This window comes from Herbaspirillum aquaticum (assembly GCF_002213425.1).
Classification (GTDB): Bacteria; Pseudomonadota; Gammaproteobacteria; order Burkholderiales; family Burkholderiaceae_D; genus Herbaspirillum; species Herbaspirillum aquaticum.
The window spans coordinates 57,526-71,786 of record NZ_NJGV01000025.1 but is presented as its reverse complement, the minus strand read 5'-3'; the positions used below and the strand labels follow the sequence as shown (position 1 = coordinate 71,786).

Genomic DNA, 14,261 nt, shown 5'->3' with positions numbered 1-14,261 from the left:
TGTGGCATCGATAAATCCTAGCCTAGTATCGCCTTCGACGTCGCGGTTTTTTCTCATTTGTCTTATTCAAACGAAGGGGCAGGAATGAACGCACTACCGAAATCCCTCATGCGCTGGTCGCGTTGCGCGGTACTCGTGGCGGGGGCCATGAGCGCGATGGCAGCCCATGCCGGCAAGGCCAACGATACCCTCATCTACGCTTCCGACAGCGAAGTCGAGAACATCAGCCAGTACCACAACAACCTGCGCGAAGGCGTGATCCTGGCGCACCTGATCTGGGACACGCTGATCTATCGCGATCCCAAGACCAACGAATACAAGCCACAACTGGCCACCGCCTGGAAATGGGAGTCGCCCACCGCGCTGGTGCTCGATCTGCGCCAAGGCGTGCAATTCCAGAACGGCGACAAGTTCAGCGCCGACGATGTGGTGTTTACCTTCAACTATGCCGTCTCGCCGGAATCCAAGGCGGTCACGCGCCAGACTACCGACTGGATCAAGAGCGTCGACAAGCTGGGCGACTACCAGGTGCGCATCAACCTGAAGGGGCCGTTCCCGGCAGCCGTCGAATACCTGGCCGGCCCGCTGCCGATCTACCCGGCGGCCTACTTCAAGAAGGTCGGGCTGGAAGGCTTTTCCAAGGCCCCCATCGGCACCGGTCCCTACAAGGTCACCAGCGTGACCCCGGGACAGGGCGTAACCCTGGTCAAGAACGGCAACTACTTCAAGGACAGCCCGCAGGGCCAGCCCTCCATCGGCAACATCAAGTTCGTGGTGATTCCCGATCCGGAAACGCGCGCCGCGCAACTGATGACCGGGGCCATCGACTGGATCTGGCGCGTGCCGCCCGACCAGGCCGATTCGCTCAAGACCAATCCCAAGCTGACCGTGCAGAGCGGCGAGACCATGCGCGTGGGCTTCATCACCCTGGACACCACCGGTACCTCCGCACCCAACTCTCCCTTCAAGGATGTGCGCGTGCGCCAGGCGGTCAATTACGCCATCAACCGCAAGGGCTATGCCGAGAACCTCATGCGCGGCGGCAGCCAGCCGGTCTATACCGCCTGCTTTCGCACGCAGTTCGGCTGCGACAGCAATGCCGCCATCAAGTTTGACTACAACCCGGCCAAGGCCAAGGAGCTGCTGGCAGCGGCCGGTTATCCGAACGGTTTCGATACCGACATCTACGCTTACCGCGAACGTGAAATCGCCGAAGCCATCATCGGCGACCTGCGCAAGGTCGGCATCCGCGCACGGCTGCATTACATGAAGTTCGCGGCCCTGCAGACCGAATACCGCGGTGGCAAGACACCCATGAGCTTTTATTCATGGGGCTCCTTCTCGATGAACGATACCTCGGCCTTTGCCGGCGTCTACTTCAAGGGCGGTGCCGATGACATCACCAAGGATCCGCAATTGCAGCAGTTCCTGCAGACCGCCGATACCTCCATCGACCCGGCGGTGCGCAAGGCCAATTACACCAAGGCGCAGGAACTCATTTCCAAGCAGGCTTACGTGGCACCGATGTTCTCCTATTCGACCTTCTATGCCTTCAATGCGCAGCTGAAGTTCCAGGGATATCCGGACGAGTTGCCGCGCTTCTACGAAGCTTCCTGGAAATAAAACCGGCGGCGCACATCCTGCGTGCGCCGCTCCTGACGTCATCCGCCCAGCCCTTGCAAGGAAGGATCGCCATGTTGATCTACCTCCTGCGCCGCCTCGCCATCGCCTTGTGCGTGGCGCTGACGGTGTCCGTCGTCAGCTTCACCTTGCTGCATCTCTCCGGTGACCTGGCGGTCTCCATCGCCGGCCCGGAAGCCACGGCGGCCCAGGTCGAATCGGTGCGTAGCCAGTTCGGCCTGGACCGTCCGCTGACCACGCAATACGTGGACTGGCTGGGCCGCGCCGTGCAGCTCGACTTCGGCAAGTCCTTCTACTTCCAGGGGCCGGTGATGGAAATGATTTCCGAACGCCTGCCGATCACCTTCAAACTGGGCGGCAGCGCCTTGCTGCTGGCGATCCTGACCGCCATTCCGTTAGGCGTGCTGGCGGCGCTCTACCGGGATACCTGGCTGGATCGCACGGCGCTGCTCATTGCCGTGGTCGGGCAGGCCATGCCCAGCTTCTGGTTCGGCTTGACGCTGATCCTCATCTTTGCGGTCACCCTGCACTGGCTGCCGGTGGCCGGCAACGAGAGCTGGCAGCATTTCATCCTGCCCGCCGTGGCCCTGGGCTACTACGCCATGCCGGCCATGATGCGGCTGACCCGCTCGGGCATGCTGGAGGTGCTGGGTTCGGACTACATCCGCACGGCGCGCGCCAAGGGGCTTTCCAAATCGCGGGTGGTGTTCAAGCACGCCCTGCGCAATGCGGTCATCCCGGTGGTGGCGCTGGCGGCAGTTGAGCTGGGATTCATGCTGGGTGGTTCGGTGGTCATCGAGTCCGTGTACTCGATGCAGGGCCTGGGCCAGCTCGCCTGGGATGCCATCTCGCGCAACGACTATCCGGTGGTGCAAGCCGTGGTGCTCATCATCGCCATGTTCTACATCGGCCTGACCTTCCTGGCCGATGTCATCAATGCGCTGCTGGACCCGCGCATCCGTACCCGCTGATCTTGTCTGGAGACGACATGAGCGCAACCTCATCATCCACTTTGCCTCCCCCCGCCATGCTGAGTGCGGCCTTGCCACCGCTGCCGGCATGGCGCCGCAAGCTGCGCCGCCTGCTGGGCCATCGCGGCCTGGTGCTGGGCGCACTGTTCCTGGCCATCATCGTGCTGGCGGCGATCTTCGCACCGCTGCTGGCACCGCATGATCCCTTCGAGCAGGACGTCACGGCCCGCCTGATCCCGCCAGTGTGGCAGGCCCAGGGCAGCTGGGAGCATATCCTCGGTACCGACAAGCTGGGCCGTGACTATCTCTCGCGCCTGATCTTCGGTGCGCGCGTCTCGCTGACCATCGGTATTGCCGCCGCGCTCATCTCGGGCCTGATCGGCACCACGCTGGGCGTGCTGGCCGGTTATTTCGGCGGGCGCACCGATGCCGTCATCAGCTATCTCATCACTACGCGGCTGGCCATGCCGGTGGTGCTGGTGGCGCTGGCGATGGCCTCGCTGGTCGGTGGCTCGCTGAACGTGGTGATCGTGCTGCTGGGGCTGTTGCTGTGGGACCGCTTTGCGGTGGTCACGCGCTCTGCCACGCAGCAGTTGCGCGATGCCGAATTCATCGCGGCCGCCAAGGCCATCGGGGCATCGACTCCCTACATCCTGCTGCGCGAGATCCTTCCCAACATCATGGGGGCGCTGATCGTGGTGGCCACCCTCGAAATGGCCCATGCCATCCTGCTGGAGGCCACGCTGTCCTTCCTCGGGCTGGGCGTGCAGCCGCCCACGCCGTCGTGGGGACTGATGGTGGCCGAGGGCAAGACCTACATGTTCTTCAAGCCCTGGGTGATCGTCATCCCGGGTGTGGCGCTAGCGCTGCTGGTGCTGGCGATCAACCTGGTCGGCGATGGCCTGCGCGATGTCAACGCGCCCGACGGCCGCAACTAACTTAGGGTTCACGCAAGGAGCACACCATGAGCATATTGCTGGACGTGAAGAACCTGAAGGTGGACCTGCCCACCGAAAACGGCATGCTGCACGCCGTGCGCGGCATCGATTTCCAGGTGCGCAAGGGAGAGATGCTGTGCCTGGTCGGCGAGTCCGGCTGCGGCAAGTCCATGACCTCGCTGGCCCTGATGGGCCTGCTGCCGCGCAAGGCGCAATGCAGTGCCGACCACATCCTCTTCGATGGCGCCGATCTCAACACCATGAGCGAACGGCAGCGCATGCAGCTGCGCGGCAAGCGCATGTCGATGATTTTCCAGGAGCCGATGACGTCGCTGAACCCCGCCTATACGCTGGGCAACCAGCTCTGCGAGGCGATGCTGCAGCAGCCGGGCGTGACGCGCGGCGAGGCGCGCGAACGTGCGCTCTACCTGCTGCACCGGACCGGCATCAGCAACGCCGAAGACCGCCTGCGCCAGTATCCGCACCAGCTCTCCGGCGGCCTGCGCCAGCGCGTGATGATCGCCATGTCGCTCATGTGCAGCCCGGACCTGATCATCGCCGACGAACCCACCACCGCGCTGGACGTGACCATCCAGGCGCAGATCCTGCGCATGATCCGCGAACTGCAGCAGGAGTTCGGCACGGCCGTCATCTTCATCACCCATGACCTGGGCGTGGTCTCGCGCATCGCCGATCGCGTGGCCGTGATGTATGCGGGGCAGGTGGTGGAGACCAGCGGCGTGGCGCAACTCTTCGCGCAGCCGCGCCATCCCTATACACGTGGTTTGCTCAATTGCATCCCCGTGCGCGGCAAGACCTTGCCGGGCAGCCGGCTGCAAGCCATTCCGGGCGTGGTACCCAGCCTGGTGGGGCAGGTCAGCGGCTGCGCCTTCCGCAATCGCTGCACCCTGGCCGACAGTGCTTGTGAGCAGGATCCGCCCATGGTGCAGCAGGGCAGTCCGGGCTTGCCGCATGAGGCGCGCTGTTTCAAGCTCGATGTGCCGTTGGCGGCGATGGAGGTGGCAGCATGAACACGTCCTTGACACCACGGCCACCGCTGGACGACATTGCGCTCGAGCTGTGCGCCTTGTCGAAGGTGTATCCGCTCAAGCGCGGACTGTTCCAGGCACCGGGTCAACTCAAGGCGGTCGATGACGTGTCGCTGCGTCTGTATCGCGGCGAGACCCTGGGGCTGGTCGGCGAGTCCGGCTGCGGCAAGAGTACCCTGGCCAAGATGCTGCTGGGCCTGCTGGCACCGACCTCGGGCAACGTGCTCATCAACGGCCAGGAGGTCGATCCGACCGAGCGCCGTGCGCATGCACGGCACATCCAGCCGATCTTCCAGGATCCGTATTCCTCGCTCAATCCGCGCAAGACCGTCGGCGAGATCGTCGGCCTGCCGCTGAAGCTGCATGGCATCGGCAACGCTGCCGAGCGCACTCGCCAGGTGCGCCAGATCCTCGATCTGGTGGGCATGCCGGAACGCACCCACACGCAGTATCCCAACCAGCTCTCCGGCGGCCAGCGCCAGCGGGTGGCGATTGCCCGGGCACTGATCCTGCGGCCCGACATCCTCATCTGCGATGAACCGACCTCGGCCCTGGATGTGTCGGTGCAGGCGCAGATCCTCAACCTGCTGCTGGACCTGAAGGCCGAGTTCGGGCTGACCTATCTCTTCATCAGCCACGACCTGGGCGTGGTGGAGCACCTGGTGGACCGGGTGGCCGTGATGAACAAGGGCAGCATCGTGGAATTGGCCTCGCGTGAACAACTCTTCAGCGATCCCCAGCATCCGTATACCCGCATGCTGCTGGCCTCGGCGCTGACGCCCGATCCGGGCCTGGGCATTCCGGCGCTGGCGGCAGCCGCCTGACCACATGAACCAAACTGAAAAAGACCAAGGAGCAGCAGCATGAGCAGAGCACAAGCCATCGCCGGCGTACAGGCTTACTTCGACGACGGCCGTTTCATGGAAACCCTGAAGCGCCGCGTGGCCATCCGTACCGAAAGCCAGGAAGCGGCCAGCCTGCCCATCCTCTACGACTACTTGCACCAGGAGATCACGCCCTACCTGGTCTCGCTGGGCTTTGACTGCGAAGTGATCGACAACCCGCTGCCGGGCGGCAGCCCTTTCCTGATCGCCGAGCGCATCGAAGAGGGGGCCGCCTTCACCTTGCTCACCTACGGTCATGGCGACGTGGTGCGCGGCTATGACAACCAATGGCGCGCCGGCCTCTCGCCGTGGGAGATCGTGGTCGAGGGCGAACGCTGGTACGGACGCGGCATCGCCGACAACAAGGCCCAGCACACCATCAACCTGGCCGCGCTGGAAGAAGTCATGAAGGTGCGCGGCGGCAAGCTCGGCTACAACGTCAAGCTGATCCTGGAAATGGGCGAAGAAACCGGTTCACCCGGCTTGAACGAAGTCTGCCGCCAGTATGCCCAGCGCCTGAAGGCCGATCTCTTCATCGCCTCCGACGGCCCGCGCGTGAATGCCCCCACGCCAACCATGTTCCTGGGCTCGCGCGGCGGCTGCAATTTTGATCTGACCTGCCACCTGCGCGACGGCGGCCATCACTCCGGCAACTGGGGCGGCCTGCTGCGCAATCCCGGCGTGCGCCTGGCCAATGCGATCGCCTGCCTGGTCGATGAACGCGGTGCCATCCGCGTGCCGGCGCTGCTGCCGGAGAGCCTGCCCAACAGCGTGCGCAAGGCCCTGGCCAACGTCAAGCTGGGTGGCGGCCCTACCGATCCCGAGATCGATGCGGATTGGGGCGAGCCCGACCTCACACCGGCCGAGCGCGTCTTCGGCTGGAATACGCTGGAAGTGCTGGCCTTCAAGACCGGCAATCCGGAAGCGCCCGTCAATGCCATTCCCGGACGTGCCACCGCGCATTGCCAGATCCGCTTCGTGGTGGGCAGCGATGACGCGCATTTCATCGAACACATCCGCGCCCATCTGGACGAACATGGATACGACGATGTGCAGGTGACGCTGTCGGGTGTGCAGTTCTCCGCAACCCGGCTCGATCCGGATGACGAATGGGTGCGCTGGGGCCTGGCATCGCTGCAGGAGAGTACCGGCAAGACACCGACCTTGCTGCCCAACCTGGGTGGCTCGCTGCCCAACGATGTCTTCTCCGAGACCCTGGGCCTGCCCACGCTGTGGGTGCCGCACTCCTATCCGGCCTGCTCACAGCATGCGCCCAACGAGCATATACTGGCCAGCGTGTCGCGCGAGTCGCTGCAGCTGATGGCGGGCCTGTTCTGGGACCTGGCCGAGCAGGGCCGCGATGTGCTGGCGCGACGCCCATCCCCCACGGAGAATCAATGAATCACCGCCACGAACACGCCCTGTGCGAGGTCGCCGACCTGCACGATATCCATGACGAAATCACCGGCATCCGCCGCCACCTGCACCAGCATCCCGAACTGTCCTTCGAGGAGGTCGATACCGCCGCCCTGGTGGCCTCGCGCCTGCAGGAGTGGGGCTATGCCGTCACCCGCCACATCGGCGGCAATGGCCTGGTCGCCACCCTCAAGTCGGGTAGCAGCACTCGCAGCATCGGCCTGCGCGCCGACATGGATGCCTTGCCCATCCACGAAGAAACCGGCCTGGAGTGGGCCAGCGTCAAGCCCGGCGCCATGCACGCCTGCGGCCATGATGGCCACACCGCCATGCTGCTGGGCGCGGCCAAGCACCTGGCGCGCACGCGCCGCTTCGATGGCACGCTGCACCTGATTTTCCAGCCGGCCGAAGAAGCCGGCTTCGACAGCGGCGCGCAGAAGATGCTGGCCGATGGGCTGTTCGAACGCTTTCCCTGCGATGCCGTCTTCGGCATCCACAATCATCCGGGCGTGGAAGCGGGCACCTTCATGTTCCGCAGCGGCCCCTTCATGGCGGCCTGCGATACCGTCAAGATCCGCCTCACCGGGCGCGGCAGCCATGCAGCGCGTCCGCACCTGTCGGTCGATCCGGTGGTGGCCGCGGCCAGCCTGGTGATGGCCTTGCAGACGGTGGTCTCGCGCAATGTCGATCCGATGGAAACGGCGGTAGTCACCGTCGGCAGCCTGCATGCGGGCAAGGCGTCCAACGTGATTCCGGAATTTGCCACGCTGGAGCTGAGCGTGCGCTCCTTCAAGCCCGAGGTGCGCGCATTGCTGGAAGAACGCATCCGCGCGCTGGTGGCGCTGCATGCCGAGAGCTACGGTGCGCGGGCCGATATCGAGTACCTGCGCGGCTATCCGGTGCTGGTCAACAGCGACGCAGAGACCGAATTCGCCCGCAGCGTGGCCGAAGAACTGGTGGGGGCGGAGAAGGTGATCGCGCCCTTCGGTCCCATCGCCGGCAGCGAGGATTTTGCCTACTTCCTGCAACAGCGTCCCGGCTGCTTCTTGCGCGTAGGCAACGGGCAGGGCCAGCCGATGCTGCACAACGCGGGCTACGATTTCAATGATGCCAACATCCCCGTGGGCGCCGCCTTCTGGACCCGGCTGGTGGAGCGCTGGCTGCCCGTCAAGGCCGGCTGAGAGCGGCAGCGTGCGGCTTATGCGCCACGAGCATAAGCGCATGACGAATGCTTCGTTTTCAGCAGGTGCATGGCCCGGTACATTGAGGGCGTCTCCTCAGACGTCCTTGGACTTGGACAATTCGAGCCTGAACCCGCCACGCGCAAGCCTGGCGGGTTTTTTTTCGGCTGTTTCCCTGCAGCATGCGGGCTTGAAATTCACGTAACTTTCACGGCGCATGGCAGAGCTTGATGCGCCGCAAAGCCCGAGCCCAGGCTGCTGTCGAGCTGGCAAGTGACGTTGCCGGGTCAGGAATTCCCCGATGTTCGCGATCACGTCGGGCCACTACCATGGGAACCAATGAAACACGGTCTGTGCTCCGGACCCCCGACCATACAGCGGGGTCACGACTGGCACGCAAGACCTTGACCAAGTATCTTGCTTTTGGAGCCAGCCATGCATTTCGTTACCGAATCCGTACCGGGTGAAATCACCCTGATGTTCATCAGTTACCTGGTCTTCTGCACCGTGCTGATGTATCTCTTCATCAAGACCGACAAGGAGTGGGGCAGCCTGGAAGTGTCGCTGGAGGATGTCGGCCAGCGCGACCAGCAGGTCATGGCTTCGGCCTTGCGCTACGTGGCGGTGGATGCCCAGGAGCGTTCCCTGTTCAACAATGGCCTGACCCGGCCGTCGTTGCAGCACTGTGCACAGTATCACGATGTCGATTGCACCTGCTTCATGCAGGAGCCGAAGAAGCCGGATTGAATACCAGGGGAGACGTGCCTGGGGGCGAGGGATCGTAGGGGAAGTGAGGGGAAGTGAAGTGAGGGGGAGTGAAGCAGCAAAGGTAGTACCGTTGCGTGGCATTAGGGGTAGTGCCTGCAACAACAGCAAGTATCCGCAGTAGCAGTGAGCAGTCAGTAGTACTTAGTACGTAGTACAGCAGTGAGCCAATGTCGTTTCGTTTTGCAATTGATTTGCAGTCGTAGTTGCAGTTGCAGTGCGTAGCAGCAGTTGAAGTAGCGGTAGAAGTAGTAGCAGTAGCAGTAGCAGTAGAGTTTTGCGCAGCAAACATGTCTTGAGGGTGGAACGGCAAGTCGTGATGCCGCTTTTGTTCCAAAGCGCGTCACGCAACGGGTGTGTGCAGTCCGGCAATCCCGTGAAGCGGCCTAGCGGCTTGCCCGTTCTTTTCCATGCGAAAATAGCGCCCATGCAAAGCTCACATTCCTCCGCGCAGAACCTGCGCCCATTGATTCCCCTGGCCGATTACCAACGCATCTTCCGCGTCATCCATTCCGTGCTGCACAGCGTGGAAGCGGACATTCCGGCCGCCAGTTTCTTCTTTTCCGTCACCGCCGCCCAGATCCTCAAGAAGTTCTACAAGCGCAATGCCTTCCCCGTCGCCGGTGCGGCGTTCTACCTGATTCGCGAAGATGGCGGTGGCGCACTGTCCTTCGGTTCGCTGGGGGATGACGGCCAGAGCGTGACCAGCCACCAGGATGCCTTCCACGCCTGGGTGCAGTGCGACGGCTATGCGCTCGATTTCATGGCGCCGCTGTTCCAGGAGCTGCTGGTCTCGGCTGGCCACCCCTTGCCGGTGCCGCGCCAGATGTTCCAGAAGGACCTGCAGCGCATGAGCGCGGATGTGCAGGCGCTGGCCAAGCCAGGAGACTTCTACCTTGCCTCCAACCTGGAACTGACGCGCGAGCTGCTGCAGCAGTTCATGGCCAAGAAGGCGCTGACCAACCTGTCGCAATTGTGCCTGGAATGGTTCCGCAAGCCGCCCAAGGCGATGCCGGACGACCTGGCCCTGCAAGGCGCCGATGGCGAAGTCTCGCGCATCAAGCTGCAGGCCACGGCCATCGAAGGCGTCTGGTAAGACGTTCGTCGTTTTTCTTCAGCAATTTATTCCGGGAATGTCATGGAGGCGAACGCCTCCGAGAGGAGGGTGTGCTGGACAGATGTCCAACACACCATGCGATCATGCATATCGGTTGCATGTACCGCACTAAGGTTCACACTATAGTGCGCCGTTATGACGGCTTCATGACATTTTCAGTATCACTTTTCCCCTTCAGCCTCCTCTCCCGCTTTTTCCTTCATATGCCAGTGCACTGTCATGGCGCGGTCATACGCTGCCACTAGACTTGCGCCTGTCTCCTCTGACTCGGTGCAGATGTTGTTGCCTGCGATGCGAGCGCGTCGCAGGCCTTTTTTCCCGGGCAGCCAGTTCTCCTCGCTTCATGCTTCACGCCCAGGCCGGACAGTGGCGTCGTAACCCGGCAGGTCGCACACGTGATGGAAGCCGCGGTCCTCCCTTCCCGTCAGGCGCAAGCTTGCCGGTGCGCGGCGCGGGGTGCGTCCCTCCCTTCAGGGCAGGCTCCGTCACCGGGGCCTGCCCATCGCTTTCTTCGCTCTGTACCTTCCCTGTCTTTTCCCCTGCTTGCCCATCTGCTGCCCTGGCAGTGATTTCCCTTTGCAATCAAAGACTTGGTCTGCTTACCCAGCGCTTTTCCACAGGCTTGCTCCCAAAAAATGTGGATATCCATGCAAGCGGTGCCAGGGACAGGCTGCTGCCCATGTCGCGTCATTTTTCATAAAACCCTTGATAATCAAGGGCTTGAGTGGCTTGTCCAAGGCTTTTCCACAGGCTTGCACCCAAAAAGTGTGGATATCACCCCGCTCGGCCAGTCTGGGCGCGGCTTTGCGGCGGATGGCCAGGTTCGCCAAAAAACTGCCCGGGTTTGCGTCTGGCGGGGTTTTTCCTTTTTAATCAATGGCTTGGGTGTCTTGTCAAGAGCTTGTCCACAGGCTTGCTCCCAAAATGTGTGGATATCCTGCGTGAAGCGGCAGGCAAGGCGGCTTTTCGGGCGCGCGGCAAGCTGAAAAGCCTCGGTCGCACCTGTTTTGACGACGTTTGCCAGCCGCTGTTGCGATATTGAAAAGTTGTTTCGAATCAATGGCTTGAGTGGCTTGTCAAGTGCTTCTCCACAAGCTTGCTCCCAGAAAATGTGGATATCGTTGCGCGTGGTGCAACGCTTGTTGGAAGCAGCGGACTGCCCGTTTTTTGCCTCCTGCTGCCTCGGTAGAGGAAAGTCCTTTGCAATCAAGGCCTTGCCTGACTTGCCCAGCGCTTCTCCACAGGCTTGCTCCCAAAAAATGTGGATATCCGGCCAGGTGACGGGGACAAGTCCTGGCCGGGTGACGCGCGGCAGCGGCCTGCACCACGAATGCGCGCAGCCGAGGCGGGAGAAAAAAACGCTGAAGAATCAAGGGCTTGGGTGGCTTGTCAAAGCCTTGTCCACAAGCTTGCCCCCGTAAAATGTGGATAAGGCCTGCACGCGGCAGGCCTTGGAAGCGGAGGAGGGGAAATTGGGGATAAGCAGTCCGGTGTGTGCAATCAACCTTTGTCCGGTGCGCTGTAAGGTTCAACGCTGACTGCCTTCATGCTGTAGCTGGATGCGCCCATGGAAGAGTCCGAGCGTTCCACCTTGAGCACGCCGCTGATCCACACCGCATCCATGGTGCGCACATTCTTGACGGCCTTGGCGCTCTTGACGTGAATGATCTGGTTGGCAGGGGGCGGCGGCACATGGATGCAGGCGCCGAAGTAGGGGACCAGCAGGAATTCCTTGAGGGCCTCGCCTTCGCGATCCAGCGACACCACAAAGCCCGGCAGGCGTACCGCCTTGCCTTCCATGGCCGGATCGACGGGCGCATCCTTCCAGTACTTCTTGGCCTTCCACAGCGCCGCATCGGCACGCGGATCGTCATCGGTCATCTGGTCCAGCTTGAGTCCCTTGAAGGGTGCCATCGGATCCCAGTCCTTGGGGATCAGGGATTCCCAGGCGATCTCCTGGAAACCGTTCACCATCTTGCCCGAGGCCTGGTAGGGCTTGTCGGTGACGGCGGGGCTTTGTTGCAGCTGGTCGCCGACCTTGTAGGGGCCGTTGGAGGCGGCGGCCACGCCGGCCACGGTGCTGCCGGCATCAGCGCGTGCGGTCACGGCGGGAACTGCGCCGGCCAGCGGGGCGCCGGTGGGGGCAGCGGCGGCCGCAGCAGGCGCAGCGGCAGTCGCCGGGGCCGCCTGGGCATCGCCGTGGGCCAGCAGGCGAACGCCGCTGCCTACCAGCAGGCCGGCGGCGACGATGCCGCCTATCCAGTAAAGAGACTTCATATCAATGCATCCAAATCAGATCAGATTCTTGGGGTCAGGCCGTCCGACAGGCTCAGGCGGTACGCGCGCCAGGCCGGCAAGAGGCTGGCCACCAGCCCGGCCAGCACGGTCCAGAGCAGCAATTGTAATTCCCCTGCGGCTGGCCACGTGGCATGCAAGGCGATGCCGAACTGCGCGGCCAGCATCGGTCCCAAGGCCCAGGCCAGGGCGCTGAGCAGCAACAGCCCCGCCAGCACGCCGCACAGCATCACGCCCAATCCTTCCACGCACAGCAGCCAGAGCACATCCAGCGGACGCGCACCGACCGAGCGCAGGATGGCCAGTTCACGCCGCCGTTCGCCCAGGCTGGCCAGGATGGCCGCCACCAGCCCGGCCAGTCCGACCACCACCACCATGCCCGAGACCACCAGCAAGGCGTTCTCGCCGATGCCGACCACGTCCCACAGCTGATCCAGCGCTACGCCCGGCAGCACGGCCATCAAGGGCTCCTTGAAGCCATCGCCATCGGCAATGGCGCGCTGCACGGCGAAGACACGAGCGCGGCTCTTCAATCCCACCAGGACGGCGGTAATGCTGGTGGGCGTCAGGTTGAATTTCTTCACGAATTCGGCGGGGATATGCACTCCCGGCAAGGGGGCGCCGCCTTCCCAGTCCAGGTGGATGGCCTGCATGCCGTCCAGCCCGATATGTACCGTGCGGTCCACCGGAGTGCCGGTGCGCTCCAGGATGCCGACTACCTTGAAGGGTTTGTCGGCATGCTGGGTCAGGCCCATGCCGCCCATGCCGTGGGCCAGCACGATGACGTCACCAAGGTGGTAGTGCAGTTTGTCGGCCACGTCGGCCCCCAGCACGGCATCGAAGACACCGGCAAAAGGCTGGCCCTGGGCCAGCTTGAGCGACTGGCCGCTGCCGTAGCGGAAATGGGTGAAGTAATCGCCATTGGTGGCCAGCACCGGGAAGCCGCGATGCGAATCACCCAGCGAGATCGGGATGGTCCAGGCTACCGCCGGATTGCGCGCCAGGGCCTGGGCACTGTCCCAGCCCATGTTGTTGGTGGCGCCGCCGATGCGGAAGATGGCGTACAGCATCAGCTGGATCGGACTGGTGCGCGCACCGACCACCAGGTCCGTGCCGGAGACCGATTGCGAGAATCCGGCCCGCACCTCATGGCGCACCCGTTCGATCCCCAGCAGCATGGTAGTAGACAGGGCAATGGCCAGCAACATCAGGCCCAGCGTGAAGCGCCGGTTCCAGGCGCTGCGCGCGGCCAGGCGCAGGAGCAGCTTCATGCGGCATCCTCGGGGCGGGCAGCCTGGTTCAACTGCTCCAGCGCGATGCGGCGGTCGAAACGCTCGGCCAGGCGCTGGTCGTGGCTGACGAAGACCAGCGCCGCGCCGCTCTGCGCGCATTCGCGCTGCAACAGGTTGAGGAAGGCTTGCTGGCGGTCGCTGTCCAGGGCCGAGGTCGGTTCATCGGCGACGATGATTTCCGGGCGGCCGATCAGCGAGCGTGCAGCGGCCACGCGTTGCTGCTGGCCGATGGAGAGCTGGGTCACGGGACGCGTCCACAAGGCCGGCGCCAGATCCAGCGCCGCCAGCAGGGATTGCGCGATGTCCTTGAGATCGCCCCCTTGCTGGCCGGCGCGCTGCCTGCGGTAAGTCGAGAACTGGCACGGCAGCAGCACGTTGTCGAGGATGGAAAGATAAGGCAGCAGGTTGAACTGCTGGAAGATGAAACCGATGTGATCCACCCGGAAGCGGTCGCGCCGCGCTGCAGAGAGACTGTGCAGGGGCTGGCCCAGGACTTCCACGGTGCCGGCCTGCGGCACGACGATGCCGCCGATGGCCGCCAGCAGCGTGCTCTTGCCGCTGCCGCTGGGGCCGCTGACGAAAACATGTTCACCAGCAGCGACCTGGAAATGCGGCAAGGCCAGTGCCGGGTGCGTCTGGCCGGGCCAGGTGAAGCGCAGCTCGCGCATGGCAATGGCGGCGGCCGGGGAGGGGCGTTCAGGAAGAGTCATGA

13 protein-coding genes are annotated in these 14,261 nt (G+C 63.4%); 9 read left to right on the top strand and 4 right to left on the bottom strand.

Translation table 11 applies throughout. The features are described 5' to 3' along the window. Nucleotides 1–84: 84 nt before the first annotated feature. From CEJ45_RS21125 to CEJ45_RS21085, 9 genes are all read left to right on the top strand, one after another. Complete coding sequence (locus tag CEJ45_RS21125; RefSeq protein ID WP_088757029.1) at nucleotides 85–1,623, top strand: ABC transporter substrate-binding protein; 1,539 nt, start codon at nucleotides 85–87, stop codon at nucleotides 1,621–1,623. 71 nt (nucleotides 1,624–1,694) lie between these two features. Next, nucleotides 1,695–2,612 (top strand): ABC transporter permease, encoded by a 918-nt coding sequence (locus CEJ45_RS21120; RefSeq protein WP_088757028.1) that lies wholly within the window; start codon nucleotides 1,695–1,697, stop codon nucleotides 2,610–2,612. A gap of 17 nt (nucleotides 2,613–2,629) precedes the next feature. Then, complete coding sequence (locus CEJ45_RS21115) at nucleotides 2,630–3,550, top strand: ABC transporter permease (RefSeq protein WP_088757027.1); 921 nt, start codon at nucleotides 2,630–2,632, stop codon at nucleotides 3,548–3,550. A gap of 26 nt (nucleotides 3,551–3,576) precedes the next feature. Continuing rightward, nucleotides 3,577–4,581 (top strand): ABC transporter ATP-binding protein, encoded by a 1,005-nt coding sequence (locus tag CEJ45_RS21110; RefSeq protein ID WP_088757026.1) that lies wholly within the window; start codon nucleotides 3,577–3,579, stop codon nucleotides 4,579–4,581. Continuing rightward, nucleotides 4,578–5,423 (top strand): ATP-binding cassette domain-containing protein, encoded by an 846-nt coding sequence (locus CEJ45_RS21105; protein ID WP_088757025.1) that lies wholly within the window; start codon nucleotides 4,578–4,580, stop codon nucleotides 5,421–5,423. The genes CEJ45_RS21110 and CEJ45_RS21105 overlap by 4 nt, the downstream gene beginning before the upstream one ends. A gap of 39 nt (nucleotides 5,424–5,462) precedes the next feature. Next, nucleotides 5,463–6,884: a M20 family metallopeptidase gene (locus CEJ45_RS21100; RefSeq protein ID WP_088757024.1), complete on the top strand. Its 1,422-nt coding sequence runs from the start codon at nucleotides 5,463–5,465 to the stop codon at nucleotides 6,882–6,884. Beyond that, nucleotides 6,881–8,080 carry a M20 aminoacylase family protein gene (locus tag CEJ45_RS21095; protein WP_088757023.1) on the top strand — a complete coding sequence of 400 codons (1,200 nt, stop codon included), beginning with the start codon at nucleotides 6,881–6,883 and terminating at the stop codon, nucleotides 8,078–8,080. The genes CEJ45_RS21100 and CEJ45_RS21095 overlap by 4 nt, the downstream gene beginning before the upstream one ends. 435 nt (nucleotides 8,081–8,515) lie before the next feature. After that, nucleotides 8,516–8,827, top strand: a complete 312-nt coding sequence (locus CEJ45_RS21090; RefSeq protein ID WP_088757022.1) for a hypothetical protein — start codon at nucleotides 8,516–8,518, stop codon at nucleotides 8,825–8,827. A 445-nt stretch (nucleotides 8,828–9,272) separates the two neighbouring features. After that, nucleotides 9,273–9,941 (top strand): DUF2026 family protein, encoded by a 669-nt coding sequence (locus CEJ45_RS21085; protein WP_088757021.1) that lies wholly within the window; start codon nucleotides 9,273–9,275, stop codon nucleotides 9,939–9,941. A gap of 733 nt (nucleotides 9,942–10,674) precedes the next feature. Here the strand turns inward: CEJ45_RS21085 and CEJ45_RS24665 are convergent. The 4 genes from CEJ45_RS24665 to CEJ45_RS21070 form a co-directional block, all read right to left on the bottom strand. Further along, nucleotides 10,675–11,172, bottom strand: coding sequence for a hypothetical protein (locus CEJ45_RS24665; RefSeq protein WP_141107036.1), 498 nt, complete (start codon nucleotides 11,170–11,172; stop codon nucleotides 10,675–10,677). A gap of 290 nt (nucleotides 11,173–11,462) precedes the next feature. After that, nucleotides 11,463–12,239: a DUF3299 domain-containing protein gene (locus CEJ45_RS21080; RefSeq protein ID WP_088757020.1), complete on the bottom strand. Its 777-nt coding sequence runs from the start codon at nucleotides 12,237–12,239 to the stop codon at nucleotides 11,463–11,465. Nucleotides 12,240–12,259: 20 nt separating this feature from the next. Then, entirely contained in the window at nucleotides 12,260–13,528 is a 1,269-nt protein-coding gene (locus CEJ45_RS21075) for an ABC transporter permease (protein ID WP_088757019.1), read from the bottom strand. Continuing rightward, entirely contained in the window at nucleotides 13,525–14,259 is a 735-nt protein-coding gene (locus CEJ45_RS21070) for an ABC transporter ATP-binding protein (RefSeq protein ID WP_088757018.1), read from the bottom strand. The genes CEJ45_RS21075 and CEJ45_RS21070 overlap by 4 nt, the downstream gene beginning before the upstream one ends. Nucleotides 14,260–14,261: the final 2 nt, after the last annotated feature.